Source organism: Sphingomonas sp. M1A8_2b (assembly GCF_053345535.1).
Window position 1 is genome coordinate 54,678 of the sequence record NZ_JBKFAH010000001.1, and the last position, 25,026, is coordinate 79,703.

General features: G+C 59.6%; 31 protein-coding genes and 1 pseudogene. 19 read left to right on the forward strand and 13 right to left on the reverse strand.

Annotation, left to right across the window (positions count from 1 at the left end):
* Position 1: 1 nt before the first annotated feature.
* Both glyA and rpiB read right to left on the reverse strand, forming a co-directional pair.
* On the reverse strand, positions 2-1,312 hold the full coding sequence (gene glyA / locus ACLBWL_RS00290; RefSeq protein WP_447789180.1) for a serine hydroxymethyltransferase: 1,311 nt from the start codon (positions 1,310-1,312) through the stop codon (positions 2-4).
* Entirely contained in the window at positions 1,309-1,746 is a 438-nt protein-coding gene (gene rpiB, locus ACLBWL_RS00295) for a ribose 5-phosphate isomerase B (protein ID WP_447791915.1), read from the reverse strand. The genes glyA and rpiB overlap by 4 nt, the downstream gene beginning before the upstream one ends.
* 216 nt (positions 1,747-1,962) lie before the next feature.
* On the opposite strand from rpiB, the gene ACLBWL_RS00300 reads away from it, so the two are divergent.
* The 5 genes from ACLBWL_RS00300 to ACLBWL_RS00320 are packed head-to-tail and all read left to right on the forward strand — an operon-like array spanning position 1,963 to position 4,747.
* Positions 1,963-2,385: a hypothetical protein gene (locus ACLBWL_RS00300; RefSeq protein WP_447789182.1), complete on the forward strand. Its 423-nt coding sequence runs from the start codon at positions 1,963-1,965 to the stop codon at positions 2,383-2,385.
* Between the two features lie 10 nt (positions 2,386-2,395).
* Entirely contained in the window at positions 2,396-2,965 is a 570-nt protein-coding gene (locus ACLBWL_RS00305; RefSeq protein WP_447789184.1) for a sigma-70 family RNA polymerase sigma factor, read from the forward strand.
* The gene (locus tag ACLBWL_RS00310) at positions 2,958-3,668 is read left to right on the forward strand and encodes an anti-sigma factor (protein WP_447789186.1); all 711 of its coding nucleotides are present in this window, start codon (positions 2,958-2,960) and stop codon (positions 3,666-3,668) included. Before ACLBWL_RS00305 ends, ACLBWL_RS00310 begins: the two co-directional genes overlap by 8 nt.
* A 10-nt stretch (positions 3,669-3,678) precedes the next feature.
* Positions 3,679-4,143 carry a DUF3429 domain-containing protein gene (locus ACLBWL_RS00315; protein WP_447789188.1) on the forward strand — a complete coding sequence of 155 codons (465 nt, stop codon included), beginning with the start codon at positions 3,679-3,681 and terminating at the stop codon, positions 4,141-4,143.
* A gap of 31 nt (positions 4,144-4,174) precedes the next feature.
* Positions 4,175-4,747, forward strand: coding sequence for a Uma2 family endonuclease (locus ACLBWL_RS00320; RefSeq protein WP_447789190.1), 573 nt, complete (start codon positions 4,175-4,177; stop codon positions 4,745-4,747).
* A gap of 3 nt (positions 4,748-4,750) precedes the next feature.
* Here the strand turns inward: ACLBWL_RS00320 and hemA are convergent, their stop codons facing one another.
* Positions 4,751-6,013 carry a 5-aminolevulinate synthase gene (hemA, locus tag ACLBWL_RS00325; RefSeq protein ID WP_447789191.1) on the reverse strand — a complete coding sequence of 421 codons (1,263 nt, stop codon included), beginning with the start codon at positions 6,011-6,013 and terminating at the stop codon, positions 4,751-4,753.
* Positions 6,014-6,149: 136 nt separating this feature from the next.
* On the reverse strand, positions 6,150-6,938 hold the full coding sequence (gene murI / locus ACLBWL_RS00330; protein WP_447789193.1) for a glutamate racemase: 789 nt from the start codon (positions 6,936-6,938) through the stop codon (positions 6,150-6,152).
* Positions 6,939-7,238: 300 nt separating this feature from the next.
* Here murI and plsY point away from each other — a divergent pair, with 300 nt between their 5' ends.
* The 4 genes and pseudogenes from plsY (at position 7,239) to ACLBWL_RS00350 (ending at position 10,486) form a co-directional block, all read left to right on the forward strand.
* The gene (gene plsY, locus ACLBWL_RS00335; protein ID WP_447789195.1) at positions 7,239-7,868 is read left to right on the forward strand and encodes a glycerol-3-phosphate 1-O-acyltransferase PlsY; all 630 of its coding nucleotides are present in this window, start codon (positions 7,239-7,241) and stop codon (positions 7,866-7,868) included.
* On the forward strand, positions 7,861-8,835 hold the full coding sequence (gene dprA, locus ACLBWL_RS00340) for a DNA-processing protein DprA (protein ID WP_447789197.1): 975 nt from the start codon (positions 7,861-7,863) through the stop codon (positions 8,833-8,835). Before plsY ends, dprA begins: the two co-directional genes overlap by 8 nt.
* Positions 8,780-9,586 (forward strand): annotated as a pseudogene (locus tag ACLBWL_RS00345) (recombinase family protein); the annotation flags it as partial. The gene dprA and the pseudogene ACLBWL_RS00345, both read left to right, overlap by 56 nt.
* Positions 9,569-10,486 carry a recombinase zinc beta ribbon domain-containing protein gene (locus tag ACLBWL_RS00350; protein WP_447791917.1) on the forward strand — a complete coding sequence of 306 codons (918 nt, stop codon included), beginning with the start codon at positions 9,569-9,571 and terminating at the stop codon, positions 10,484-10,486. The pseudogene ACLBWL_RS00345 and the gene ACLBWL_RS00350, both read left to right, overlap by 18 nt.
* Positions 10,487-10,689: 203 nt before the next feature.
* Here ACLBWL_RS00350 and ACLBWL_RS00355 read toward each other — a convergent pair whose 3' ends face one another.
* Positions 10,690-10,875 (reverse strand): hypothetical protein, encoded by a 186-nt coding sequence (locus ACLBWL_RS00355; RefSeq protein ID WP_447789199.1) that lies wholly within the window; start codon positions 10,873-10,875, stop codon positions 10,690-10,692.
* A 167-nt stretch (positions 10,876-11,042) separates the two neighbouring features.
* On the opposite strand from ACLBWL_RS00355, the gene ACLBWL_RS00360 reads away from it, so the two are divergent.
* Positions 11,043-11,402 (forward strand): DUF2958 domain-containing protein, encoded by a 360-nt coding sequence (locus tag ACLBWL_RS00360; RefSeq protein WP_447789201.1) that lies wholly within the window; start codon positions 11,043-11,045, stop codon positions 11,400-11,402.
* A gap of 96 nt (positions 11,403-11,498) precedes the next feature.
* Here ACLBWL_RS00360 and ACLBWL_RS00365 read toward each other — a convergent pair whose 3' ends face one another.
* The 3 genes from ACLBWL_RS00365 to ACLBWL_RS00375 form a co-directional block, all read right to left on the reverse strand.
* On the reverse strand, positions 11,499-12,119 hold the full coding sequence (locus tag ACLBWL_RS00365) for a hypothetical protein (protein ID WP_447789203.1): 621 nt from the start codon (positions 12,117-12,119) through the stop codon (positions 11,499-11,501).
* Positions 12,120-12,229: 110 nt separating this feature from the next.
* Positions 12,230-12,640, reverse strand: coding sequence for a hypothetical protein (locus ACLBWL_RS00370; protein ID WP_447789205.1), 411 nt, complete (start codon positions 12,638-12,640; stop codon positions 12,230-12,232).
* Positions 12,641-12,718: 78 nt separating this feature from the next.
* Positions 12,719-13,270, reverse strand: a complete 552-nt coding sequence (locus ACLBWL_RS00375) for a tyrosine-type recombinase/integrase (protein WP_447789207.1) — start codon at positions 13,268-13,270, stop codon at positions 12,719-12,721.
* A 158-nt stretch (positions 13,271-13,428) separates the two neighbouring features.
* Between ACLBWL_RS00375 and ACLBWL_RS00380 the strand changes: the two genes are divergently transcribed.
* Positions 13,429-13,665, forward strand: a complete 237-nt coding sequence (locus tag ACLBWL_RS00380; RefSeq protein WP_447789209.1) for a hypothetical protein — start codon at positions 13,429-13,431, stop codon at positions 13,663-13,665.
* On the opposite strand, the gene ACLBWL_RS00385 is transcribed toward ACLBWL_RS00380, so the two are convergent.
* The gene (locus tag ACLBWL_RS00385) at positions 13,662-14,510 is read right to left on the reverse strand and encodes a hypothetical protein (RefSeq protein ID WP_447789211.1); all 849 of its coding nucleotides are present in this window, start codon (positions 14,508-14,510) and stop codon (positions 13,662-13,664) included. The genes ACLBWL_RS00380 and ACLBWL_RS00385 overlap by 4 nt on opposite strands.
* A gap of 263 nt (positions 14,511-14,773) precedes the next feature.
* On the opposite strand from ACLBWL_RS00385, the gene ACLBWL_RS00390 reads away from it, so the two are divergent.
* The 4 genes from ACLBWL_RS00390 (at position 14,774) to ACLBWL_RS00405 (ending at position 18,003) form a co-directional block, all read left to right on the forward strand.
* On the forward strand, positions 14,774-15,118 hold the full coding sequence (locus ACLBWL_RS00390; protein ID WP_447791919.1) for an HNH endonuclease: 345 nt from the start codon (positions 14,774-14,776) through the stop codon (positions 15,116-15,118).
* Between the two features lie 65 nt (positions 15,119-15,183).
* Positions 15,184-15,684, forward strand: a complete 501-nt coding sequence (locus ACLBWL_RS00395; RefSeq protein WP_447789213.1) for a MucR family transcriptional regulator — start codon at positions 15,184-15,186, stop codon at positions 15,682-15,684.
* Positions 15,685-15,757: 73 nt separating this feature from the next.
* Positions 15,758-16,402, forward strand: a complete 645-nt coding sequence (locus ACLBWL_RS00400) for a hypothetical protein (protein WP_447789215.1) — start codon at positions 15,758-15,760, stop codon at positions 16,400-16,402.
* Between the two features lie 74 nt (positions 16,403-16,476).
* On the forward strand, positions 16,477-18,003 hold the full coding sequence (locus ACLBWL_RS00405) for a Shedu immune nuclease family protein (protein ID WP_447789217.1): 1,527 nt from the start codon (positions 16,477-16,479) through the stop codon (positions 18,001-18,003).
* A gap of 5 nt (positions 18,004-18,008) precedes the next feature.
* Here the strand turns inward: ACLBWL_RS00405 and ACLBWL_RS00410 are convergent, their stop codons facing one another.
* The gene (locus tag ACLBWL_RS00410) at positions 18,009-18,932 is read right to left on the reverse strand and encodes an STM4504/CBY_0614 family protein (protein ID WP_447789219.1); all 924 of its coding nucleotides are present in this window, start codon (positions 18,930-18,932) and stop codon (positions 18,009-18,011) included.
* Between the two features lie 44 nt (positions 18,933-18,976).
* Between ACLBWL_RS00410 and ACLBWL_RS00415 the strand changes: the two genes are divergently transcribed.
* From ACLBWL_RS00415 to ACLBWL_RS00425, 3 genes are all read left to right on the forward strand, one after another.
* Complete coding sequence (locus tag ACLBWL_RS00415; RefSeq protein WP_447789221.1) at positions 18,977-19,522, forward strand: terminase small subunit-like protein; 546 nt, start codon at positions 18,977-18,979, stop codon at positions 19,520-19,522.
* Positions 19,523-19,594: 72 nt separating this feature from the next.
* Entirely contained in the window at positions 19,595-19,774 is a 180-nt protein-coding gene (locus ACLBWL_RS00420) for a hypothetical protein (RefSeq protein WP_447789223.1), read from the forward strand.
* Positions 19,775-20,605: 831 nt separating this feature from the next.
* Positions 20,606-21,595: an HNH endonuclease gene (locus tag ACLBWL_RS00425; protein WP_447789225.1), complete on the forward strand. Its 990-nt coding sequence runs from the start codon at positions 20,606-20,608 to the stop codon at positions 21,593-21,595.
* A 79-nt stretch (positions 21,596-21,674) separates the two neighbouring features.
* On the opposite strand, the gene ACLBWL_RS00430 is transcribed toward ACLBWL_RS00425, so the two are convergent.
* From ACLBWL_RS00430 to ACLBWL_RS00440, 3 genes are read right to left on the reverse strand one after another with little or no spacing between them, the layout of a single operon-like run.
* Positions 21,675-22,934 carry an STAS-like domain-containing protein gene (locus ACLBWL_RS00430; protein ID WP_447789227.1) on the reverse strand — a complete coding sequence of 420 codons (1,260 nt, stop codon included), beginning with the start codon at positions 22,932-22,934 and terminating at the stop codon, positions 21,675-21,677.
* Between the two features lie 52 nt (positions 22,935-22,986).
* Positions 22,987-23,856 carry a hypothetical protein gene (locus ACLBWL_RS00435; protein WP_447789228.1) on the reverse strand — a complete coding sequence of 290 codons (870 nt, stop codon included), beginning with the start codon at positions 23,854-23,856 and terminating at the stop codon, positions 22,987-22,989.
* Positions 23,853-24,155 (reverse strand): hypothetical protein, encoded by a 303-nt coding sequence (locus ACLBWL_RS00440; protein ID WP_447789230.1) that lies wholly within the window; start codon positions 24,153-24,155, stop codon positions 23,853-23,855. The genes ACLBWL_RS00435 and ACLBWL_RS00440 overlap by 4 nt, the downstream gene beginning before the upstream one ends.
* A 295-nt stretch (positions 24,156-24,450) precedes the next feature.
* On the opposite strand from ACLBWL_RS00440, the gene ACLBWL_RS00445 reads away from it, so the two are divergent.
* Entirely contained in the window at positions 24,451-24,960 is a 510-nt protein-coding gene (locus tag ACLBWL_RS00445; protein ID WP_447789232.1) for a hypothetical protein, read from the forward strand.
* The last annotated feature ends 66 nt before the right edge of the window (positions 24,961-25,026 follow it).

A 25,026-nucleotide genomic window follows, 5' to 3' on the forward strand; every position in this document is an offset into this window, starting at 1 on the left:
CTTATCCTTGATAGATCGGGAAGCGCGCGCAGAGCGCCCGCACGCGGGTCCGAACGTCCGCCTCGACGTCCGGGTCCCCATGCTCGCCCTTTTTCGCGAGGCCGTCCAGCACGTCGGCGACCATGTTGCCGATCTCGCGGAACTCGGCCGGCCCGAAGCCGCGCGTCGTCCCCGCGGGCGAGCCGACGCGGATGCCGCTGGTCTTCATCGGCGGCAGCGGATCGTTGGGGATGCCGTTCTTGTTGCAGGTGATCCCCGCCCGCTCCAGCGCCTCGTCCGCATCGCGCCCGGTGATGCCGAGCGGGGTGAGGTCGATCAGCGCGAGATGCGTGTCGGTGCCACCCGAGACGACGTCCGAGCCACGCTCCTTGAGCGTGGCCGCCAGCACCTTCGCGTTCTCGACGACCGCCGCGATATAGCTCTTGAAATCAGGCTGCAGCGCCTCGCCGAACGCGACCGCCTTCGCCGCGATCACGTGCATCAGCGGCCCACCCTGGAGCCCCGGGAACACCGCCGAGTTGAACTTCTTCGCCAGCGCCTCGTCGTTGGTCATGATCATGCCGCCGCGCGGGCCCCGCAGCGTCTTGTGCGTGGTGGTCGTCACGACATGCGCATGGCCGAACGGCGTCGGGTGCAGGCCGGCTGCGACGATCCCGGCGAAATGCGCCATGTCGACCATGAAATACGCGCCGACCTTGTCCGCGATCGCCCGGAAGCGCGCGAAGTCGATCGTCCGCGGATAGGCCGAACCACCCGCGATGATCAGTTTCGGCTGATGCTCGACCGCCAGCGCCTCGACCTGGTCATAGTCGATCAGGTGCGTGGTCGCGTCGACGCCGTACTGGATCGCGTTGAACCACTTGCCCGACATCGCGGGCTTGGCGCCATGCGTCAGGTGACCGCCGGCATCGAGGCTCATACCGAGGATCGTGTCGCCGGGCTTCACCAGCGCGAGCATCACCGCGCCGTTCGCCTGCGCGCCCGAATGCGGCTGTACATTGACGAAGCCGCAGCCGAAGATCTGCTTGGCGCGATCGATCGCGAGCTGCTCGACGACGTCCGACGGACCGCAGCCCTGGTAGTAGCGCTTGCCCGGATAGCCCTCGGCGTACTTGTTCGTGAACACCGACCCTTGCGCCTCGAGCACCGCCTTCGAGACGATGTTCTCGGACGCGATAAGCTCGATCTGCGTCTGCTCGCGTTCGAGCTCGGCGGCTATCCCGGCGAACACCGCCGAATCGGCATCGGCCAGGGTACGCGTGAAGAAACCGTCCGGCTGGACGTCGTGGAGGTCGCGGGGTTGGGAGCTCATGCGGGGACCTTTGCAAGCTTGTCGACACGGTGTTGATGACGGCCGCCGGCGAACTCGGCGGACAGGAAAGCTTCGACGCACGCCTTGGCCATTTCCTCGCCGATCAGGCGCGCGCCCATCGCGATGGCGTTGGCGTCGTTATGGATGCGCGCAAGGCTCGCCGACAACGGTTCGGACACGAGCGCGCAGCGGCAGGCGGGGTTGCGGTTGGCGGCAATCGAAATGCCGATCCCGGAGCCGCACAGTGCGATACCGCGCTCGGCGCTACCATCGGCGATCGCCGACGCGAGCTTGAACCCGTAGTCGGGATAATCGACGCTGGCCGTCCCCTCAGGGCCCAGATCGAGCACGTCGTGACCCACCTCGCGCAGCCAAGTGGCGAGCGCCGCTTTCAGCGAAACGGCAGCGTGATCGGACGCGATGGCGATGCGCACCTGGCGTGTTCCTGTGGCGGGAGATCGGGTGCTCAGCCCCTTACCCACCCGAGCCGGAATTTGCCACACCTGTTCGCGGGCACTGCCGTCATCCTGACGAAAGTCAGGACCCACGGTAACATACCGCAACCCCTATGGCGCTGCGTCCTGACTTTCGTCAGGATGACGCGTTAAGGTGCCGACTTGCGCAGAACGCCGACCGTGAAGGAGACATCCATGAAAGCCCTCACCCTGCTCGCCACTGCCGCGCTGACCGCCTGTTCCGGCGCCGCGCCCGATACGAGCCGAGATAGCAACATGACCTCCGCAGGCGCGGTCGAGCGCAACGTCGCCGCCCCCGTTGCGGCGGCCCGCGACTATAGCGGCCGGTGGCTTGGCGTGGAGGGCATGTATCTCGACATCGCCAAAGCAGGGTCGCCCGGCCGCTATACGCTGACGATGCAATGGGATCTCGACAACAAGGGCACGTTCGTCGGCACCGCCAGCGGCGACACGATATCGTTCGATCGCAACGGTCTACGCGAAACGCTGCGCCCGACCGACGGCAATGCGACCGGCCTGAAATATCTTGCCGGCAAAACCGACTGTCTCACCGTCAAACCCGGCGAAGGCTATTGCCGCGACGGACTTAGCCGCTAGGTTCGTCGTCGTGACAACCGCACACCTCAACGCAGACGCCGCCCGCGCGCACCTCTCCGAAGTGCTGCTGCGTACCGGCCAGGAGGATCGCGACGCGTTTCGCGAACTCTACACGCTGACCAGCGCGAAGCTTTTCGGCATCACCCACCGTATCTGTGGCAACGCCCAAGCCGCGGAGGATGTGCTGCACGAGGTCTATCTCACGATCTGGAAACGCGCCGGTGCCTGGGAACCCGGCCGCGCGAGCCCGATAACCTGGTTGGCGACGATCGCGCGCAACCGTGCCATCGACTGGCAGCGCGCGCAGGGCGTCCGTCGCACCAGCCCGCTCGACGACGCGCCCGACATCGCCGATCCCGGCGAAGGCGCTGAGGCAACTTTGCTCGCCACCGAATCGTCGCGCGAACTGATCGAATGCCTCGACGGTCTCGAACCGCAGCAGCGCGATGCGATCCGCACCGCGTTCTTCGACGGCGTCACCTATGCCGAACTGGCGATCAAGCGGGCGGTCCCGCTCGGCACGATGAAGAGCTGGGTCCGCCGCGGTCTCGCGCGGCTGAAGGATTGCCTCGATGGTTGATCCGACCGACGATACCCGCATCCCCGACGACGTTGCCGCCGCCGAACTCGCGCTCGGGTTGCTCGAGGGCGAAGAGCGCGGGGCAGCGCTGCGCCGCGTGCTCGCCGAGCCCGGGTTCGCCGCGCAGGTCGAGTGGTGGCGTTCGCGTCTGGCCGCGTTGTTCGACCTGTGGCCCGAACGCGCGGCGCCGCCGCATCTCGCCGCGCGGATCGAAGCCAGCCTCGACGGTGCTGCGAAGTCCGCAACCGTCAGCCGCTTCCCGTGGCCTGCGCTCGCCGCGGTCACCAGTGCGCTTGCCGCCTGTCTGCTGCTGTTCGTGATGGTCCGCCCCGAGCCCACCGTCCCCGTTTCGCAGCCGACCCCCGTCGCGCGCCCGACCAGCGTGCTCGTGGCGATGCTCGGCGATGCGAAGTCACCGGTCGCCGCGGTCTACGATCCCACCAATGGCGCACTCCGCGTCGCCGCGGGGCCTGGCGTGCCGAACGCCCGCGTCGCGCAGCTCTGGGTGATAGGTGGCGACGGCGTACCGCATTCGCTCGGCCTGCTGTCGGGCCAGCCGACCGTACTCGCACCCAAGGGCGTCGATCGCGGTCGGATAACCGCGGGGGCGACGCTCGCCATCTCGGTCGAACCGCTCGGCGGCTCCCCGACGGGCCTGCCGACCGGTCCGGTGGTCGCCACCGGCGTCGTCGCCCGCGTCTGATGCTAGGGTGATGGCCGAGCGGCCCGCAGCGACCGGCGGCATCCCGCCGATCGCCCGCCTGCTCGGGCTGAGCGGCCTCCTCCCGCAACTCGCGGCGGTCGCGCTGTTGCTGAGCGGTGATCCGCAAAGCCGGTTCTCCGCGCTGGCGATCGCCTACGCCTATGCCGCGATCATCCTGAGCTTCCTCGGCGGCCTCTGGTGGGGTCTCGCCGCACGCACCGACCCGCCGCCGCGCTGGCTCTGGTTCGCGAGCGTCGCGCCGTCGCTGATCGCGCTGGTCACCGCCTGGCCCTGGATGGTCGGCCTGCGCTGGCCCGGCCCCTCGCTCGTCGTGCTCGGCATCAGCCTGATCGCTGCGCTACTGGTCGACCGCGCGCTGGTCCGCGCCGGCATCGCCCCATCCGGTTGGATGGCCTTGCGCATACCTTTGTCGATCGGCCTCGGCGTCCTGACGTTACTGGCGGCTATACTGTGACTCGGGTGCGGGAAAATGCTATACTAACGCTATGAGCGTTGCCGAACACATCACTCAATTGGCTTCCGGGCCCGCGCGTTTCACCACCGCCGAGTTCATGGAGCTCGTCCGTCATCCGCCGATTGCCGACTGGCTGGGCAAGGTCGAACTGGTCAACGGGGAGATTATGCGGATGTCACCGGCAAAAATACCGCACTGGAACGCGCAGCGCATTGCTTTCCTGCGCTTACAGTCCGCCTTCGCCGCGCTCGGCACCGAATGGATCGTCGGGCAGGAACCGACCGTCCGCCTGACCGCCGACACGCTGCGCGAACCGGATGTGGCGGTGCTTCGCGACCCCGATCTACGCGCAACATTGTTCGACCGCGTTGCGCTGTTCCTCGCTGTCGAGATCGCCGATACGAGCCTAGCGCTCGATCTCGGTGCCAAGCGGAGCGATTATGCCGAGGCGTTCGTGCCGCATTACTGGGTCGTCGATATCAACGCGCGTCGGACGCACGTGATGGCTAAGCCCCGCGCTGGCGATTACGAGGACAAACGACTGATCCCGTTTGGCCACCCCATCGCAATCCCCGAACTGAACATCGACATCGTCGTCGACTGAGCCTCAAGCCGCCTTGCGCAAGTCCAGCCGGCTCCAAATCTCCACCAGCGCATCGGTCAGTTCGCGCATCATCGCCTCGGTATGCGCAGGCCCCGGCGTGAACCGCAGCCGCTCCGTGCCGCGCGGCACCGTCGGATAGTTGATCGGCTGCACGTACACGCCGTATTCGGCGAGCAGCACGTCGCTGATCTTCTTCGCCTTGACCGGATCGCCAACCATCAGCGGCACGATATGCGTATCGCCGATCATCACCGGCAGTCCGGCGTCCTTGAGCATCGCCTTCAGCATTGCAGCGGACGCCTGCTGCCCCTCGCGCTCCACGCTCGACGCCTTCAGATGCCGCACGCTCGCGAGCACGCCAGCCACCAGCACCGGTGACAGCGAGGTCGTGAAGATGAACCCTGGCGCATACGAGCGGATCACATCGACGATCGTGCGATCGGCGGCGATATAGCCCCCCATCACGCCGAACGCCTTGCCCAGCGTCCCCTCAAGGATCGTGATCCGGTGCGCGACCTCGTCCCGCTCCGAAATGCCGCCGCCGCGCGCGCCGTACATCCCAACCGCATGGACTTCGTCGCAATAGGTCAGCGCGTTATACCGGTCGGCGAGGTCGCACACCGCGGAGATCGGCGCGATGTCGCCCTCCATCGAATACACGCTCTCGAACGCGATCAACTTCGGTGTCGCCGGATCTTCCGCGGCCAGCAATTCCTCGAGATGCGCGAGATCGTTGTGGCGGAATACCCGCTTCTCGCAGCCCGAATTGCGGATGCCCGCGATCATCGACGCATGGTTCAATTCGTCGGAAAAGATGATGCAGCCCGGCAATACCTTCGCCAGCGTCGCCAAGGTCGCCTCGTTCGAGACATACCCGCTGGTGAACAGCAACGCCGCCTCCTTGCCGTGCAGGTCGGCGAGTTCGCCCTCCAGGTCGACATGGTAATGCGTGTTGCCGCCGATGTTGCGCGTGCCGCCCGAGCCCGCGCCGACATCGTGCAGCGCCTCTTCCATCGCCGCGATCACCTTGGGGTGCTGGCCCATCGCGAGATAATCGTTCGAACACCACACCGTGATCGGCTTGGGCCCGTTATGCCCGGCGAAACAGCGCGCGTTCGGAAACGCGCCCTTGTTGCGGAGAATGTCGATGAACACGCGGTAGCGCCCCTCGGCATGCAACCGGTCGATCGCCTGCGTGAACACGCGCGAATAATCGACTCGCGGACCACTGATGCCGTCCGTCGCCGTTTTGCCGTCGATACTCATAGGCTTGGGCACTACGCCTCACTTTCACTCAGTTCCAGCGTAATACCGCTCTTACGGTGATCGCTTTCCTCGTCCTGGGCGCACATTGCCACGATGCGCGCCCGAAGCAAGGTGCCACATTGTCCCAGGTTAACGCTTAAAGCTGCTCGATCCGCGCAAATCCCCGCGCCGCCAACGCCGAAGACAGCGCCCGTTCGTCGCCGCCGAGCCGGGTGAATACCGCCGTTCCCTCTCCCGCTCCGCGCCAGTGCTGCCCCTGCATCAGGTGAACGATCCGCCGCGCGATCCCCGGCCCCCCGTCGACGAACCGCACACCGGGCGCCGCCGCGGCCAACTCCGCCTCGACCAGCGGGAAATGCGTGCAGGCGTTGACGATCACGTCGATCCGCTCGCCGCCGAGTTGCGAAAACAACCCGTCCAGCACTGCTGCATAGCGCTCCCGTGCGACCGGCCGGCCGTGCAGCTTTGCCTCCGCCATCTCGACCAACGCCGCCGATCCATAACGCAACACCGTGCAATCGCCCGCGAACTTGGCCGCCAGATCGTCGACATACGCCTGCCGCACGGTCGCCTCGGTCCCCAGCACGCCGATCGTCCGCGTCCCCGAAAGCAGCGCGGCCGGCTTGATCGCCGGCACCGTCCCGACCACCGGCAGGTCGAGCGCCGCGCGCACCACCGGCAATGCGATCGTCGACGCGGTATTGCACGCGATCACGATCAACCGCGGCCGATACCGCTCCGCCAACCGCCCAAGCAACACCGGCACCCGCGCCGCAATCTCCGCCTCGCTCTTGGTCCCGTACGGAAACCCGGCCGAGTCGGCGGCGTATACGAACGGCGCATCCGGAAGCGCGGCGCGCGCCGGTCCGACGATCGACAGCCCGCCGACACCGGAATCGAAAAACAGGATGGGGCGCTGGTCCATATCCGCCCCTTTAAGACGGATCGCCCCGGTCAAACCAGCGCCGATCGATCCGCACGGTGGTCAAAACCCAACGATCCTCCCCCGCCAGGGGGAGGTGGCTGGCCCTTGCCAGGCGGAGGGGAGGAAAGGGCAACCGGGGTTCCTTGTCCTCTAACTCCGACGCCTCCGGCGCCACCTCCCCCTTGCGGGGGAGGATCGCAGAACGCGATGCCCGGTCGGGTCGCACCAAGCCTCGCCAACCGCGGCCATTTGCCGTCCGCTCCGCGTCGCCTATAAGCACCGCCAGAACGGGGGACATACTTGCAGACGGAAATTCTCTGGGTCGCGCCCACGCTATCGCTCGTGCTGAGCTACCTGCTCGGCGCGATCCCGTTCGGCGTCATCCTGACTCGGCTCGGCGGCGCGGGCGATCTGCGGACGATCGGCTCGGGCAACATCGGCGCGACCAACGTCCTGCGCACCGGTCGCAAGGGCCTCGCCGCCGCGACGCTGCTGCTCGACATGGCCAAGGGCGCGGTTGCCGTCCTGCTGGTTGCGCACCTGTTCCCCGGCCCCCCTTCTTCCAGTGGGGCGCTGCTCGCCGCGGCCGGCGCGTTCATCGGCCATTGCTATCCCGTCTGGCTCAGGTTCAAGGGGGGCAAGGGCGTCGCCACGCTGATGGGTATCGTCGTCGCGCTCTACTGGCCACTGGGGCTGGTCTACGCCGTCGTCTGGCTCGGATTGCTCGCAGGGATACGCATCTCCTCGGTCGCCGGCATGGCCGCCGCGCTCAGCGCACCGTTTGCGGCCGCGCTGTTCGGGAGGTTCGACCTCGTCCTGCTACTCCTCGCCCTTTCGCTGATCGTCCTGTGGAAGCACCGCGAGAACGTCGAGCGCCTGTTCGCGGGCAGCGAGCCACGCATCGGCGCCAACCGGAAAACGCGTGACTGACCCGACGGTCTCAAGACTTCGGCTCATCCGCACGACCGGGATCGGACCGGTCACCTATCGCCAGCTCATCGCCCGGTTCGGCAGCGCTGACGCCGCGATCGACGCCCTCCCCCTGCTCGCCCGACGCGGCGGCGGACACAGCCCCCGGATTGCTGACGCAGCCCTCGCCGAGCGCGAGATCGCCGCTACCGCAAAGCTCGGCGCGCGCTATCTCTTCGTCGACGACCCCGACTATCCCCGCCTCCTCGCCGAAATCGAAACCGCCCCGCCCGCCCTCATTTTCCGCGGCGACCTCGCCCACGCCACCCGCCCCTGCATCGCGATGGTCGGCGCGCGCAACGCCTCCGCCGCCGCCTGCCGCTTCGCCCGCCAGCTCGCGCTGCAACTCGCCGAGGAAGGCACCACCATCGTCTCCGGCCTCGCCCGCGGCATAGACACAGCGGCGCACATCGGCGCACTCGGCGGAGGCTCGAGCGGCGCCACGATTGGCGTGATCGCCAGCGGTATCGACATCGCCTACCCGCCCGACAACACCGCGTTGCAGGAGCGCATCGCCACCGACGGCCTGCTGCTCGCCGAACAGCCCCCCGGCACCGAGCCCAAGGCGCGCAACTTCCCTTCACGCAACCGGATCATCGCCGGCCTCGCGATCGGCACGGTGGTGGTCGAGGCCGTCCCCAAATCCGGCTCGCTCATCACCGCGCGCCTCGCCAACGAGTCCGGCCGCGAAGTCATGGCCGTCCCCGGCAGCCCGCTCGACCCGCGCGCGCAAGGCTGCAACCTGCTGATCAAGCATAATGGAGTTGCCCTATGGGTCCGCAGACGCTTTAACTCTGGTTATGACGCTCCCCGCTTTTCTCTACGCTCGGTATTCCTCGCTCGAACAAGGGAGGGGCACCTCGCTTGTCCGGCAGTTCGAAAACGGCCGAAAGTATGCGGAGAAAAAGGGATGGTTGCTCGATCCTGACCGAGAAATATCCGACAAAGGCCGTTCAGCCTTTCATGGTGCGAATCGGTCTGAGGGCGGCGAACTGTATTCGTTCGAACGTCAGGTAGAAAAGGGATTCTACCGGAATGGTGCGGTGTTCGTGTGTGAGCATTTCGACCGCATAAGCCGCCAGGGTTGGGAAGAAGTTCACGCCTTCCTGAAAGTCTGCGTTGAAAACGGCGTCAGTGTCGCGACCATCGACGGCGACCGCTATTATCCAGCCGGTCAGCGCATCGATGGCGGCACCATCATGGAGTTGGTCTTCAAGAGTGAGGGCGCTCGTGAGGAGAGCAACAAAAAGAGTGAGCGAGGGCTGTTCAACTGGTCTGAGAAGATCAAGGCCATTGAAGCCGGTGATCGCAAGGCGAAGATCGGTTTGCCCCCCGGCTGGATGATGCGCGATCCCGAGACCGACGATGTGGTCCTGCATCCACATCGCAGCGCGGTCCTACGTGAGATTTACGACCTGTATGTCGAGGGGCATGGTCTGCCCAGTATCGTGGCCAAGCTGAATGCGCGTAAGGAGCCAAGCTGGTCAGTCGGCAAAAAGGACAAGGGCAACGGCTGGAACACAGCCTATCTCCACAAGCTACTGACCAACCGCGCCGTGCTTGGTGAATACATTCCCATGTCGCGAACCCATGGCGGGATCAACGAAACTAGCAAGGGCATCGTTAAGCCCGACCACTACCCCCAAGCCATCCCAGCCGAGTTGTTCGCTCGGGTAGAATCTGTCCGCAAGCTGCGCCAATTCTCAGGTGGTCCAGCGGAGGCCAATGTCAGCAACCTCTTCTCCGGATCAGCTTTCTGCACCTGTGGTGCGCCCATGTATTTCCAGAGCCAGCAGAAGGTCGGTCGACCGACTGGCCATAAAAGCAAGCTGGACGGTCGGAAGCTCAGCTATGTCAGTGGAGTCAATCGTAGCTATCTGAGGTGCAATAACAACCGGCGAAAACACGATTGTCAGAACAACAAGTCGTTCCGGTATGAGGCCCTCGAACCCGCGATCCTTGATGCCGTTCTGGCAGTTGCGATTGATGATAAGAAGTTCACTGTCCCCGATCATGTCGCAGCGATGGGCGCTAACGTAGCGGAAGCCGAACGGCTGCTTCAAAGCAAGCGCCAGAACCTGCAATCCATCGTGGACACGCTGGGTGAGTATTTCATTCGAGCCCTTGCGGTTAAAGCGGCAGAGATCGAAGCGGAGATCGATGTCGAGGAAGCCAAGCTGCGCGAAATGCAGGATGAGCTATCGCGCCAGCAGGGAGGTGCAAACCCGATTGAGCATCTGGCCCGAGTGCGCGAGGTCAAGGACAGCATCAACAGCGAGGACAAGGAAGCCCGTTACAGTGCGAGGGTTCGTGTCAAACAGGCGCTCGCGTTCCTCACTCGCGGCACGTTCACGCCCGATGGTGTCGTGACGGTGATGTTGCAGAACGGTATGATGGCATGGCGCTTCGACCAGCAGGGCGTGATGATTGGGGAGCCAGTGGACCTACGTAACCGGCTCGACCTTCACAGGGGCCTACCCGGTCCCAAGCAGATGATTGACGATGTGCGTAACCGCATGGAGCAGCCTGCGCGACCGGTCGTGGACCCATCGGAGCAGACTTGGAAGCACCGGGCCTAAGACGCCCTAGGAAAACCGAGACAGGTAAGCGCAGCGTTGGATAGCTGCGCTTCCTGTCTGGGCTTGAGAGAGGCTCTATGGGCGTCTCTGGCGCTGTCTGTGGACCCACGTGGCCAGTTTGTTTGCGGGTGGCTGGACTAGCCCTGCTGGACGTTGTTTGAGGAAGCCCATTAAGCGCGGGTTAGCTTGGCTGATCGGCGGCATTAGCAGCGCGGCAGATTGTGCTGGTCGTTACCAACGTGAACGACGAAGTGGCTGCGCTTGCGCTCGACGTAGATCCGCTGGTCGTCAAACGTGACCGCGAACGCATCATCCTCAAAGTCCGCACTGTAGTCGAAAGTGCTGAGTGCGTAATCAGCGAATGCATTAAGGTCGATCTGTGTAAGCATTTGGGCAACTCCTGTTTGCCCACTCTATCAATAGCCTTTTGGCATCCTTTCCTACACCAGACTTGCCATTCCAGTCAGATTTTTGGTGTCTTTGCGGCATGCCATTCTTCGGTTGATTTGCTCTTCAAGTGGCGCTTGATGTTCTTGTGGCAACAAGGAGAAGCCACATGAACAAAGACCTGATCGCGATGCTTACGCCGGAGATAGTCCAGAAGCTGAACGCCAATCACCACGAGCAGCTACCCCTCAAGGGCACTCGGCGTGAGCGAGATTTCGAGCCAGTAGCAAAGATATTTCTGCCGTGGGCTGGGGCGACATGGTTGTTGTCAGAACTGGACGATGACGGACTGGCGTTTGGCCTGGCTGACACGGGTAGCCCTGAACTCGGCTACATATCCCTTGATGAGATTTGGGAGGTCGTCGGACCGGGTGGGCTCCGTGTTGAACGCGATATCCACTTCAAACCCAGCAAGCCCCTGAGCGAGTATGCGCGGGAAGCGAGGGCAAAGGGCCGTATCATGGCCTAGCTAAGTAGATGCACGACCAGCCGGGGTTTCTGTCAATTTCCCGGCTGGCCGTTGTAGGCATGGGAGCCAGATCACGTTCGTGGTCTGGCTCTTCCTTCACGTCGGGACGTAGTCGGATCGCAGCACAGGAAGAAGCCGCTGCTCGATAACGATAATGGCTTCTGTGACCCTCGTTGCAACGGGGTCTTTCACGCCGTCCAAGGTCAACCCTCGCCACATATCAGCCCTAATTTGCTTGGTGAACTCTGCGTCACTGCCGTCATCCTCTCCGTAGGAATCGGCTGACACGCTGACAATCTGGCGCTGCCGTGCAAGCTGCTCCAATTGTGCTTCGATTTCGGCTCCGAAGTAGGCGTTTGCTATAGGCATCACCGCGAAAAGTTCGTCCCAATCGGCCTTGTATGCGTTGATGCGGTTGAAGATGGCCTGTGAATGGGCAAGCCGCCGTTGGCGAGCATCGGAAAACCCAACGACGTCGGGATAGTCCGTCTTGAGCTTGTTCATGGCTCGCGTCAGTTCCGCCGATGTCATGAGATTTGCGCGTATGCCGTCGAGTGAGGTGCGAGCCTTGTAAGCCGCGGTCAGCACGCGCTCTGCTGCACCGATGGCCCGTTCGTCCTGCTTCTGTGTCCGCCAGTCTGCGACCGCATCGCGGCCCTGCTTCGTGGCCCAGATGACACCGGCTACAGCCAGGAAACCGCCGATGCCTTGCATCATCGATCCCGTGGCGTCCCAATCGATCGCAGAACTGCAAACTGAAAGCATCTCGTCCCCACGTGGAAAGCCCCGGCGTTAACCAGGGCTTGTATCACTCTGAGTGAGCTTTGTTAGGCGGTCGGTGCAGCTTCCTTTTTGCCCCGGCGTGTCTCGCCCATGCGCTCGCTGCGGCTTTTGACCTGCTTCTCGATCGCCTCAAGCTGGTCCTTAAACGCGCCCTTCTCGATGTCGGCCTTTATGGCCTTCAACACGTCCACGAACTGCGCCTGAGGAACCGCAAGTTCCTTTTCCTCACCGACCAGCTTGAGTGGGCTGTTGGCGTAGCGGATCATGAAGGCCACGTTGCCGCCCTCAACGCGGAACGTCCTGCGCCCCTCGGCCTTGGGCTTGCCATACAATTCGATCTGCTTGTCGATGCTGGCCATCACGACCGCCGATGCCGTGCGCGCAGAACCAGCGGCCTTGGCCTTTGCGAAGCCCTCGACCGTGTGAGCAGGCTTTACAGTCTTTTTCCAGTCCATTGTAAGTCTCCAGCTAGTGCAGCAACGCTGCTGCTGTTGGGACTAAAAGACATCGCCTGACTTTCAGAGCAACCGCTTTCAGGCATAAAGTGCCCGACGCATCATATTGTCCGTTACGCCGACGTAGGATTGCGTGGTCGCGATGCTGCTATGGCCGAGCAACTTACTAACGATGGCGATATTCACGTCCCGATCTACGAGGCTGGTAGCGAGGGTCCGACGACCACTGTAGCAGGAGCCCTCAACGCCTGCGCGTTTGTAGAGCCGCCGCATAGCTTCGCTGATCCCGTTGGCCGTGAACACGTCCCCTGTCTTGTTGCGGAACACGCGCCCTGCGCTGCCCTGCGTGTGGGCGGCCAACGCGTCCAGAATCTCATCGCATAGGGGCAAGCTGCGACCTTGCTTGCGCTTGCTATGACCGAGCGGGATGCGGAGTTCGTCACCACGGAACCAGCTAGTATCTAGCCCAGCGATCTCCATGGGGCGCAGGCCCAGCTTAATGCTCAGCAGCATCATCAGCCGATACATTGCAGGGCGACTGGTCGTCGCAGCATAATCGAGAACAGTTTCAAACTCGGACTGCTTCTTAATCAGTGCGCGCATCTGCTGAACTCCTTTGCTGTTCAGCATGTTTGCAGTCACCTGACGGCCATTCCTACCAAAACCAGACCAAGAACGTCAGAAACCGACGAGTTGTTGCGAGGTAAATATCTGGGACGGAAACAAACAGGTGCTTACATGAATGACCAGCTCTTTACCCTCCTCGTCAATCCCATGCAGACCAGCCGGTGAGCGAACAACCCTACAAGGCCATATTCCATCACTCTTGGACCTCTGCACAGGAACGAGCGCAGCACTGGACGCGCCTAGCGGGACAGGTTGGAAGCTGGCTGATCGAGAACGGTCGGCAGTCCCATTACGTGATGCGCTACGTTAACGTGGACGATCTTGCGGGCACCAGCGAGATGGTCGTCGTCCTGAATGATCAGAACACGGCTCTTATGATGAAGCTGGCGCTGGCCTAACGACGCAAGAACGCCATGACGATCAGGGCGCCCACGGCGAGCCAGAGCGGCGTAACGAGCCTCCCGAGCGCAGTTTCGATCCTCCGCGTCGCGTCCATGACCTCGATATGCTCGCGGGGTGGATCATAGGGCAATTCAGCCTTGGGCGGTTTCTTGTCGAACAGCCGTTCCTTGCGATGGAAGTCGGATGACCAATCCTCTTTCTGCCAGACGAGCGACGCGGACAGCACGGGCAATTCACCCTCGCCATCCCACTTGATGCTCCGGCCCATGAACTCGTGGCTTTCGACGGTGCCTTGGGGAAAGGCGACGTTCAGACCGATTTGGAAGTCATATTTTTTGAAATCGAGAAGCCGTTCCCGAACAAGCGCGAAGTTATCGGCTCCAAGGCATGTCCAAGTCGTCACGGTGGGCCGCTTGTCGTTGACCACGCCGTCTGAGGTATTGATGCGCGGATAGTAGTGGAAGCGCCCCAGGACGGGCGATCCCTCGTTCTTGGCTGCGCTCTCTTGGAGCCACGTTTCATCGACGCGATACAAGGTCAGCATGACGGGCACATCACCAAGCCGCCAGCCGGTGTCCTGCTCAACGGGCTTGCCGTCCTCTTGGTCTGTTTCCTCGTCCTCGTAATGGGTGACGCGCGGATGCTCCTCACTGCCAATGGTGACGTTGAGGCCAAAGAGGTCGGGCGAGAACCAGCACTTCAACTCGATGGTCGATTGATCGACGCGCTTTAGGTCCGCGTTTTCCACGAATATCCGCCCGCCATAGGGCGACAGCTTGAGCGTAACCTCGTGCTTCATCCGATCGAGCGTTTCGCTCAACCGGCTTTCTGGCTCTGCCATAACTTGCTCCACCCCTGTTTCGCGCAAGATGCCCTCCGTCATCGCCCGAGTAAACCACTCAGATAACTATCTGCGTGACAGACACATTCAACTGCACAGAAGATGAAGACCGGCGTTTTGGCTGTCGAGAGCTTCGGCCTTGCGAATATCCCGGCTGCGACCGCATGAATAAGGGCGGCTATCAGGCTCTTTGCGAACGCCACTATAGCGCGCGACGCGCGGCGAAGCTGCCCACGTTATTTCACGCTGACAAGCCCGAACCAATGGGGCGATATGAAAACCGGCAGACCGGCTATATCCTGCTTCGCGACAAAGCGCACCCTTTGGCCAGCAAGCAGGGCTACGTTTACGAGCATCGCGCGGTTGCTTTCCAGAAGTATGGTCCGGGATCGCAAACGTGCCATTGGTGCAATTCAGGTATCAAGTGGTCAGACCTGCACGTAGATCACTTGGACTGGGACCGAGTGAACAATACCTTCGCTAACCTCGTGACAAGTTGCCCTGATTGTAATGTGAACCGAAATAGCCCCAAAGCTGCCGAACCAGTGGACTGCCCAAACGAGAACAGGACCAAGCTGCGGAACCTCATTCGTCGATTGAACGATTAGCAGGCCCTGTGGGTTGTTCCTCACAATTCCCGGCCTTAGATGCGCGGAATAATTGGAGCCCCTGCATGTCTGACGATACCTACACCCCCAACGCTGTTGAACTCGCGACGGAGTTGACGATCGCTTGGTTGAGCAATCCCAACACGCGCACGAACGCCGATGACGTGCCGGCTTTCCTCGCCTCGATGCACGCCAGCGTTCAGAACCTCGTCGGTGGCTCCACGGAAGCCGCTGGACCAGCGGATGAGGCAAAGGAATACGTGGGCGCCGTGACGGCCCGTAAGAGCCTTGCGAGCCCTGACCACATCATCAGCATGATCGACGGCAAGCCCTACAAGACCCTGCGTCGTCACCTCGCGACCAATGGCCTGACGCCTGAGCAGTATCGGGAGCGGTATAACCTCAAGGCCGATTATCCCATGGTCGCCCCAACATATTCGGCTGCTCGTCAGGAAATGGCCAAGAAGATCGGTTTGGGTCGTAAGCCGGGTCAGACGAATGCCGCGAAGGCCGAAGCTGCAAAGCCCGCTCCACGTAAGCGCAAGGCCGACGACACCGCGGAATGAACGACTGGGCTGGCTTTCCACGGAAAGCCAGCCTTTTAACCCTTGGGCAATCGTGGGCCGGTAGATCGGCCAGATGAACAATCTAGTCCGTGACGCCCTGATGGCCCACTTGCCCCCAGGCACCAGAGGCAGGCCCTACAACGGCGCAACCAAATACACCTTCGACTGTCCCGGTTGCATCCCTCGTGGCCATAGCCGCGACCGCACCAAACGAGGGTCGGTGTTCGTCAATCCCGACGGCAGCACGGGGTATGACTGCTTCCAATGCCAACTGAGAACGCGGCAGGACCCCAACAAGCCACTAACCAAAAAGATGGACGAGCTACTGGGCTACATGGGCATGAGCGAGGAAGATCGGCTCAAGCTGGGCTTCCACGTTGGTCAGGCGATATTTGCGCGCAACAATGGCCCTACGATCAAGAAGCGCGACCTACCCAGCGGTGCGATCCTCATAAAGCACCTCGTGGCCAATCCACCGGATGACCAGAACTTCCGCGATGTCATGGCTGACTTGGCCGACATGAGCGAAGAGATACGAGACTCATATTATTGGACGGCTGAACCCGGAGCGAGTGGCGACATGAACCGTCGTTATATCTGGTTCTTTGGCACGACCCATGACCCCGTGGGCTGGGCGGCAAAAACCATTGATGACCGAGACGCCGAGGACATTCTCAGCGACCCCAATATCTGGCTTCACGACGATGGAGATCGCTAGACCGGCGCTCCCGTCCCCGATAGCCTGTCGAAAAAATAGGGGTGTTGATCTTGGCAGACGATGGGACGATTGCAATGGATCAGCACGACCTATTCGCCACCCCCGCAGCTACCGAACCGCGGCTGATCGTTGATGTCTTGGACGAGGTCGTCAACGTCATATTGCGATTACCCGATGCCGTCGAAGAACGGGTTTCGAAGATCTTTCTCGACGGCGAGCCTCCCAAGCCTCGCCGTATTTTGAGCTTTGATTTTCACGCTGGTGAACTAAGTATCTTCCCGCAACTAACGCTTGAGACGGCGAAGTTGTATCGTCAGAAATACCGCCGCCTCAAAGAGATCGTGGTTGACTTGGACACCCGGTCTAATAAGCCCGAAGATCACTTTGCAGTCCTCGGCTTTCTAGATGACTTGCCTAGTGGGCTTATGCGTGACCCCGAATGGGGCTTCGGTTTTATCAAAGAGATGAAGCCGCTAGTTCAATCTATTGAACAGATTGAGGGGGTAACGCGGCTCGTTATTGGAGAATTTGAGACAACGCGTGTGGAAGGAAACACCTTCTTTATGGGCGAGGGTGAATACCTGACTCTTCGAAGCGGCATGAACCGCATTGCACGCCGCGCTCAACAGCAGAGCCTTACGGATCGCGCCATATTAGCCCACAATGCGTCGATCCATATCGCCCAACCCGGCAAGTTCTCATTTAAGGAACGGCCGTATGAGCCCGGCACGATATTTCGGCTGTTAGGCGGCTCAAAATCGAGTGGTATCAAGCTGAGGGGCAAAGACAGAGCGGGTATGCTGGCTGCATTTGCCAACAACGCGAGTGCAATAGCGCAGCGCGATCCTAAGGAATTTGTCCAGCTTCAAAAAGATATCGAGCTTGTCAGCTTAGACAGGCTTATAGCGAACTTCGAAATGCGTTTGAGGAAAAATAGCGCAGAAGCCGAGTGGCAACGGCTCCTCGAACTTAACCCGTTCATTCTGTCGATGCTCTTTGGTCAGCCTATTATTGTTATTCAAGCTGGAGCGTCTGTTGGCGGCCAGACCGTAATAGGGAGTGGCACCAAAATAGCCGACTTCCTCGCCAAGAACCCTATCAGTCATAACGCCGTGCTCGTAGAGCTAAAGACACCAAAAACACCATTACTCGGTCAGGAGTATCGTAAAGGGGTTTTCGGTCCATCGTCAGCAATCATGGGGTCAATCATTCAGCTCCTTGATCAACGACTCAAGCTGACTACCGGCATCATGGCTACTCGCTACAACAACAGTGAAAATGACAACATCAGCAACCTGGATGTATCTGCGGTGGACTGCGTGGTCGTTGCCGGGACCACCCCCGCCGAAAAGGACAAGCGGACTTCCTTTGAGCTAATGAGAAACCAGCTAAAAGACGCGCGTGTTATCACTTTTGACGAGCTTCTTGAGCGACTTCAGTTGCTTCGAGAGCTGTTGTCAGGAGAGAGGTATGTTTCCGAAATTCAAGATGACGAAATAGACGAGCTCGATGAGGAGTTAGGGGCGGTTGGGACGACTCTCGAACTCGCCGATGAGATTGTTGACGAAGGCGAAGACGAAGCCGAACAACTCCCCTTTTAAAGCCCTCAGCCCGCCGCTCTGATCAGAAACAGGATCGCGGCAGCGGTTTGCTGGACCATATATTCTGCAAAGTGTTTCTCAACGACCCGCGGAGCCGTGCCCGCTCCATGGCCACCTTCGTTATTACGCATCGTTGGAATGCCCTGCAGGACGGACCTTAGCCCTGTAAACTGGGATTGCAGATGCTGCGGGATCAGTTCTTTCTCGAACATCAGATTGATTAGCACTGCGGCGCGATCGCTCGGCTTCGTTGCCCAACCCTTTTTAGCAGCAATGACTTTTAACGTGCTTTCAAGAGCGTTGCCGCAATCCGCAATGCAGTCGTCGTAATTGCCACCCCGCAACTCTGACAGAGCGTCCCTGAATTCCTGATCTACGGCGGCAAAGTCCTTGTGGGCTATTAGGCCAAGAACGGGGGCGATAGCAGCATCATAGAGGAACTCCGATGTGACCTCGATGACCTGGCCCTTTTCGAACCGATAGCCAAAGCCATCCTCGGCCATTCTCGCGTTGATTTCACGAATGATGTTACGGATCTCGTCAGCAGGGCCGTAAGCCATATGCGGCTCTGTAGCGCGCAGCTCTTGAATATATTCGAAGGGGTAGGCGCAGGCAATTTCAACAGCGTCCACTCTCAAGTCGCGGCTTTCATCATTGAAATGGGTCTCGGACATCCACCACCAATAGAACTCCTCTTGAAAGGTGTTGCTATTGTTCAGCGCCATTACGCCAAGCTCATTCCGCAAGTGGGCGATGAGCGCGCGAAAAAGCGGCTCACTCCTGCTGTCCAAATGGTTGTCCACAACCAGAAACGCCTGAAAAAGCTGATTGAGCAGCTTCGTCCCAAATGGAAATGTCCTCAGTTCCGTGGTCTTACCTTCCTGCTCGCGGGTGCGCTTCCGTCGCGAGTAAGTCTGAGGAAGAGCCATTGGTGCCGTCGCCTGAAATGTGATGCCAGCGATTAAATAGCTGTATGGCACAAAAGAAACTACCCAAGCTGGACGAACAATCGAAGCGAGCGATCCAATACGCGGCCCGCACCGCCGAGAGCGCCAAGACCCTGAGCGAGTTGGCAGATCGCAACCTAGCTGAGAGCGACACCAATGCGTGGCGTAAGGTCAGCGAGGAGCACAAAGAGATCATTCTCTACCGCATACGTGGTGGCCATATCCTTTCCACCGTCTGCCGTGAGATCGGTGTCGACCCCGCGACCATCCGCAACCTCGCGGCGATCGATGAGGAGTTCGACAAGCGCCTAGCCATCGCCAGTTCGCATGGGCAATCAGCTCAGGTCGAGAAGCTGTATGAGATCCCCTATGACACCACTTTGAGTGACGCGGCCAAGAAGCTGCTCAGCGACAACATCAAATGGATTGCGGCTCGATCTAACCGCAAGGCATGGGGCGACAGCCTACAGGTGGACCAGAATGTCGCTGTATCGGTATCCATGCCCCAGTGGGGCCTTGGTGGACCAGTCATCGACGGCAATGTAATCGAAGACCCAGATCAAGACGATTAATGGACTTCTAAAGTCTTCGGTATATTAGACCAGTGGGCGACTATACAAGCATGATAAGCAAAGGGGATTGTCATGCAGTTGTATTTGATCGTTGATAATACGGACTACCAGAACTGGCTGGGCAACCTGATGCGGGCTATCTACCACACTCCCAGTGAGCCAATGCCTCAGGACTTGAAAGACCTCATTCTCAGCATTGATGCCGATGAAGTAGAAGGCCATCTGTGCCGCGCCATGGCTATGGGCCTCTAATACGTCACTGATGCCCTGTAAGGGTCTGTGAGGGTCAAGGGCTGGTCCTAGGGTAGTTGGGTAGCTGAGCGCCCCAAAGACCCTGTGCGACGCTCATGTTCCTGGCCCCGATCAGTCAATCAGTCGGTGTGTTACCTAGGTAGTATGGTTACTGTGGCGGTAGTCTCATTCGAGACTATGTGGGCCTAGATTGGAAGACATGCCTCCACCCTAGCAAACTAACATCAAGTGACAAACCGTCAGCCAGAATGCGACGAGTTGTTGAACTCTTTTGCCATGTGGATCTGCAAAGAGTCACGCTCCTGCTCAGTCACACTATACTCACAATAGAGCAAATCAACCACTCAATGGCGGTATGGACAATCTATCTAAACCAGACCACATAGCGGTCGGTTGAGTGATAGATATCTTTCGTCAAGCCCCAAAGATATATCTGCGCGGCTTGCTCTTTGACAGGTGTGGCAACATAGTGAATGGGTAGTAGAGCAACCTCCTACCTCAGGCCACTTGACACCCCCAACAGCAACGGCTCGTCGCAAATATAGAAAGATATCTATCTGACTCCCTGAGCGGTTGATTTGCAGATCTGCGGCTATAGTGTGACTGGTAGAGATGCGACTTCGTTGGTTGAACCGATATCCAAAAAAGAATGCGTCAAGTCCAAAGATCGGTTGCTCTTTGGATCAGGTGAGTTGGTGGAGGGCATACGCCCCTTTCTCACGGTGCTCTGCGAGCCTCAGGATTTCTATAAGGTAACCTGAGATTTGATGCCGGGCTTTCGCCGCGCGATCGCTTCACGCTACAACCGCGGGAAACTAGGAGGGGGTTTGCGTGTCGCTGTCAGACGTAACGAAGGGTTCGATTTTGGAAACCCTGGAAGAGTATCGGACACTAGGAGCAGACAAGTTCCATAAAAAATGGGGCGGATCTGACAAAAACGTGGACTACCATGTCGTGTGGGAAGGTGGCTTCTATCCGTCAAAGGCAATTGTCAACGCGGCACACTATCGATCGATAGGCGACCTAGCCATGGAGCATCGCGGCTATAGCGGCGGACTGGCAACAATGATCCCTGTGCTGGAAAGGCACGGTTTTGACTACACCGAAGGGAAAGTAAATTGGGATCGCGAGGAGATGATTCTCGCGCTTGATCTTTACTTTCGCAGCCCTCAACCGGGAAAGACGAGCAAGTCGATTGCCGAGGTATCCGACCTTCTTCGCAAACGAGCCGGGCAACTAGGCCGCGCAGTGCCTCCGCGCTTTCGAAACGGCGATGGCGTTTACCTCAAGATGATGAATTTCCGTCGGTATGACCCTAGCCAACTGGCCAAGGGCAACAAAGGAATGGAGCGAGGAGCCAAGCTAGAAGCGATCGTCTGGCAAGAGTGGTCGGGAAAGCCCGATCGTTTGCGTGAGGCTGCATCCGCAATCCGTTTGAGTATCCAGAATGGGATTGAGGTTGGAGAAGCATTCTCAGATGACATGGATGCCGACCTTGCGGCTGAGGGTGGCTACGAATATCGCAAGCATCGCCGCTACGAACGCAACCCAATCAATGTGCGCCGAAAGAAGGCGAGCATTCGAAACGCCGGGTTACCCCTCGCGTGCGAGGCATGTGACTTCGATTTCGAAGAAGCCTACGGCGAGCGCGGGGCCGACTATATCGAAGTTCATCACAAGAAGCCCATCCATACGGTCAAAGCGGGCACGGTGCCAAAGCTGTCGGACCTGGCCTTGCTCTGCTCAAACTGCCACCGCATGGCCCATCGCTGGGGTAAGTTGATGTCTGTCGAAGACATCGCCAGTCTGCGGGGAAGCTGACGCTTGAACCAACAAGACTGCGCGTCCTTGCTCGCGGAAGCCTGCCAGGCTCAGATTTTGTTTAAGACCATCCTGAACTTCAGTTACTGGCTTGATTAGCCTCGGGGAGCCGCTGGCGGATTGCCCGGTCGATCAGTAACTTAATTGTTCGGTCCATATTGGTAAAGCGGCAGAGGGTGTTGAACCTATCCTCGCCTAGTTCAACAAGTAGCTTTCCAAAGACCTCGTCTGCGTAGCTGCTCGATATGACAAAGACCTCCTCAAAATCAAACGTCACGGGAACCGTGAAGTTATCCATGAGGTTGACGGCCTTGTTTCTAGACTCGCGACCCGCCTCCCGCGTGCCGAACGAATAGCTTTCTTCTTTTACTTTGAAAAGAATGCTGTCATCGTCAGCCTCGTAGTATTTCTCTATGATATCAAACGAGGGCACATGAGCTTTGCCCTTGAAGACCAAGGCCTCTTCCAAGAGTCGGTTGTAGTCCCAGTTGATGCATGCCCTAACAAAAGTGCCGTTGAATGGTATTGGCGCAGTCTTAACGATGGTTGTTGCCGACTGATATCGACTAGCAGGTCGATTTTTAAGAGACACGTTGCCCGACAAAATATCAAACTCGCCGCCGCTGACCTCGCAGCACCTAAATGTGCCAAACAATCCATTCCCGCGGTTCGTCTGTTTATTTTTTGTAACCCCTTCGTTGATTGCCTGACGTAGTGCAATCGCGTCGTTGTCATATCCATACTCGGACTGCCGTAGCGAACGGGGTATGGTCATGCCCGCATCGCAAACGTAGAACTCGATTTGCTTGCGCTTTGGATAGGTCATAACCTGTATGATGCCTCCCACTGGCGAGGCGGCATGGTTGAGGACGTTATCAACTACCTCGTCAATTGCCCATTGGAGAGCAACAATCCGGCTCCGATCCAATCCGCTTACTAATCCGAGCACCATTCTAATACTCGTATCCACCGCGTCGTGAGCTTGCGTAGCTGTTGCAAAAGCAGTTGCAGAGAGATTTCTTTTGCTTGCACCTGCCATCGATCCGTATGTCTTGGGATCTATCAAGTGCGCCCAATCGGTATTTTGAAGAAGGCGTGCGCCTGTCGAAAGAGAGGGCAGTATCAAATCAAAGTCAAAGTCACTTAGCCGGTATTTTCGGCACATAACAACAATCGGCAATATGTAAGGGGCGGACACAAATGTGGCCTGGTCAAAATCGAGAACAACGTCGGAGTAGCCCTGCTTGGTAAGCACTGTATGTAATGCTGCGAGAACTGGCAGCGGGTCGCCACCGACGTTGCCCGAGAACGTAAATACGTTACCGTCGCTTCTAAACAAATTCCATGCCCCCGAGTGATTTGACTGTGCCCAACGGTGGCCACCGAATTTGTCATTCTAGATGAGTAAGCTCTTCTGGCCGACGACCATCCCATCCTCCCGCCAGTTCGTCCAGTTGGAAACCGCATTCATTTTCGATGCGATCGACCTGGCCTTGAAAGTGCCGGCGATGCTCATGCGTGTCCCGCTGTCCGGTCCTGCAATAGCGGGCTTCCATCATGCTCCGACCATCCAAATACGCCGTTAGCATCAACACCGGCGTCGTCATGCCGCTTCGCCAAGCCTCCCAGCGGATCGCATCTTTGCGCCCCTGCCACGTGAGGAACTGATGAGCGGCAAAGGGTAGCACGGCTTTATTCGGGGGTAGATCGTCCGGTAGTTCATCGGGTGTAGGCAATGGCACGACCTGATAGCCCTGCCGGTCCTGCTCATTCAGAACCCGGCCCCGATCTCTGAGGTTGGTTAGCAGGTCCATATGCTCTTCACGCTCCCCTGCTAGGCTCGCGTGAGCAACCTGCGTCCAGATAGCGCCCTGAGGATCACTGAGCAGCTGATCCCGCCCATACAGCTTCTCAGCCTTGTCCCTAATTGCCCTGTGCTGCTCGCGCGTCAGGCGCATCACGACGTAGCCGTCCAGCTTCTCGTCCCTGAGGAGGTCGATCGGCGCGACATCATTGGCCGCAACGCCATGGTAGGCAGGTGTGCCGCGTCGGAACTGTCGGCGGAAGTCGGTTGCCGTGCGTCCGCAAGCCAGCAACACCACGGGATGCTCAACCGCGCTTTCGCGGATTGCCGCGTCTAGCTGTTCCGTCGCGCCTGTCGTGCGCGCCAATTGCAGGGCTTGGACGATCTGCTCGCCGTATTGCTCAGTGGGCCGCTTGGTCCGCTGGACGTGGAAATAGCGTTGGTCGCTCGATCTCATTCTTTGCCGCGCCTAAGCTGCCAGCTAGTCGCGTAGTTCATTGCCCTGATAATTCGCGTCATGCGCTCCGTAGGCTCCACCTCTTTGATGTCACCAGGCTGAGCCAATAAGCGCGCCATCAGCACTTTGTCACCAGCCTTATGCGCCTCCGCCATCAGGGTATTATTCCAAATCTCGTCTTGCTTGGTGTGCTTAGGGTTGCCCCCAATGATGGCGGCGGCGGGATCGTATCTCATCGTCAGATCGATCAGATCACGCGCCACAAGATCCATGGCGTTATCGTTGTTTTGGTCGGTCATAGGCCCTCACTCTGAGTGACCCATTTGCCCTGACGGCGGTTTACAGACGGCTAATTAGGGGATGGAGCAACCCATTGATTTCCTCGCCCTGTTCCGCGCCTTTGCACGCGATTTTGGCCGCTACGAACACCACGTCGACCTCATGGGATTAGCCGAGGCCCGAGCGCATCAGCGGGGCGAGAACGTGGGTGTCAGGGTTCGGCGCAGAGATAGCAGACGATAAGTTAGCCATCGTTTGCTTGCCTTTCAGATCAAGCAGATGCGATCCTCCCGCTGCATAGCAGTTGGAGGCATAATGGGGATCGAAGCGCTCACCGTGAGTCAGCTCAAGGACAATGTCCGACGTTATCGGGAAAAGGGCGTCACAACCGGAGGGCATTATTCCCTCGCGGCACTGCTTCAGGAACTCAACAACCGGGTGAAGCCGGGGGTGTTTGGCACGGTGGAAACCGCCCGAAAGATCATCGATCTGAGCAGCCAGTTTAAAGATGGGTTGATCAGCTACGGCGATCTCTGGAGATCATTTCGCCCCAACGAGCCGTGGAGTGTGTTCAAGTCACGAAAAGCCGTCACCGATGCGCTGGCACAGGTCGGCTATTACTGCGTTCGTCACAAGCTGCCGCTGATCATCACATTGGTGGTCAACGCGGGGAAGAATGCTCTGACCGATGAGGCAAAGGACAACATCTACGAAACATGGACTGAGCGTGGGCTTGATCCGGCTGGCGATCGAGATGCTTTTATCGCGAGACAGCAGGAACTCTCTCGACAGTTGACCGCTAATCAGCTTCCTGACGATAAATAATCGACCAGGGCGTGCTGCTAGTCTCCTATCCAGTCCGTTTGTCGCGGGATCGTGGACATGCCCCAG

What these genes read in the sequence shown, in the direction of transcription:
- glyA (WP_447789180.1), bottom strand. Translation starts at nt 1,312, where the DNA reads ATGAGCTCCCAACCCCGCGACCTCCACGACGTCCAGCCGGACGGTTTC.
- ACLBWL_RS00320 (WP_447789190.1), top strand. Translation starts at nt 4,175, where the DNA reads ATGAGCGTTGCCGAACACATCACTCAATTGGCTTCCGGGCCCGCGCGT.
- ACLBWL_RS00375 (WP_447789207.1), bottom strand. Translation starts at nt 13,270, where the DNA reads ATGCTGAACAGCAAAGGAGTTCAGCAGATGCGCGCACTGATTAAGAAG.
- ACLBWL_RS00415 (WP_447789221.1), top strand. Translation starts at nt 18,977, where the DNA reads ATGGCACAAAAGAAACTACCCAAGCTGGACGAACAATCGAAGCGAGCG.
- ACLBWL_RS00310 (WP_447789186.1), top strand. Translation starts at nt 2,958, where the DNA reads ATGGTTGATCCGACCGACGATACCCGCATCCCCGACGACGTTGCCGCC.
- ACLBWL_RS00355 (WP_447789199.1), bottom strand. Translation starts at nt 10,875, where the DNA reads ATGCTTACACAGATCGACCTTAATGCATTCGCTGATTACGCACTCAGC.
- ACLBWL_RS00300 (WP_447789182.1), top strand. Translation starts at nt 1,963, where the DNA reads ATGAAAGCCCTCACCCTGCTCGCCACTGCCGCGCTGACCGCCTGTTCC.
- ACLBWL_RS00370 (WP_447789205.1), bottom strand. Translation starts at nt 12,640, where the DNA reads ATGGACTGGAAAAAGACTGTAAAGCCTGCTCACACGGTCGAGGGCTTC.
- ACLBWL_RS00365 (WP_447789203.1), bottom strand. Translation starts at nt 12,119, where the DNA reads ATGATGCAAGGCATCGGCGGTTTCCTGGCTGTAGCCGGTGTCATCTGG.
- hemA (WP_447789191.1), bottom strand. Translation starts at nt 6,013, where the DNA reads ATGAGTATCGACGGCAAAACGGCGACGGACGGCATCAGTGGTCCGCGA.
- ACLBWL_RS00440 (WP_447789230.1), bottom strand. Translation starts at nt 24,155, where the DNA reads ATGACCGACCAAAACAACGATAACGCCATGGATCTTGTGGCGCGTGAT.
- ACLBWL_RS00395 (WP_447789213.1), top strand. Translation starts at nt 15,184, where the DNA reads ATGTCTGACGATACCTACACCCCCAACGCTGTTGAACTCGCGACGGAG.
- ACLBWL_RS00445 (WP_447789232.1), top strand. Translation starts at nt 24,451, where the DNA reads ATGGGGATCGAAGCGCTCACCGTGAGTCAGCTCAAGGACAATGTCCGA.
- ACLBWL_RS00400 (WP_447789215.1), top strand. Translation starts at nt 15,758, where the DNA reads ATGAACAATCTAGTCCGTGACGCCCTGATGGCCCACTTGCCCCCAGGC.
- ACLBWL_RS00360 (WP_447789201.1), top strand. Translation starts at nt 11,043, where the DNA reads ATGAACAAAGACCTGATCGCGATGCTTACGCCGGAGATAGTCCAGAAG.
- ACLBWL_RS00390 (WP_447791919.1), top strand. Translation starts at nt 14,774, where the DNA reads ATGGGGCGATATGAAAACCGGCAGACCGGCTATATCCTGCTTCGCGAC.
- ACLBWL_RS00420 (WP_447789223.1), top strand. Translation starts at nt 19,595, where the DNA reads ATGCAGTTGTATTTGATCGTTGATAATACGGACTACCAGAACTGGCTG.
- ACLBWL_RS00315 (WP_447789188.1), top strand. Translation starts at nt 3,679, where the DNA reads ATGGCCGAGCGGCCCGCAGCGACCGGCGGCATCCCGCCGATCGCCCGC.
- ACLBWL_RS00410 (WP_447789219.1), bottom strand. Translation starts at nt 18,932, where the DNA reads ATGGCTCTTCCTCAGACTTACTCGCGACGGAAGCGCACCCGCGAGCAG.
- ACLBWL_RS00435 (WP_447789228.1), bottom strand. Translation starts at nt 23,856, where the DNA reads ATGAGATCGAGCGACCAACGCTATTTCCACGTCCAGCGGACCAAGCGG.
- ACLBWL_RS00405 (WP_447789217.1), top strand. Translation starts at nt 16,477, where the DNA reads ATGGATCAGCACGACCTATTCGCCACCCCCGCAGCTACCGAACCGCGG.
- ACLBWL_RS00385 (WP_447789211.1), bottom strand. Translation starts at nt 14,510, where the DNA reads ATGGCAGAGCCAGAAAGCCGGTTGAGCGAAACGCTCGATCGGATGAAG.
- murI (WP_447789193.1), bottom strand. Translation starts at nt 6,938, where the DNA reads ATGGACCAGCGCCCCATCCTGTTTTTCGATTCCGGTGTCGGCGGGCTG.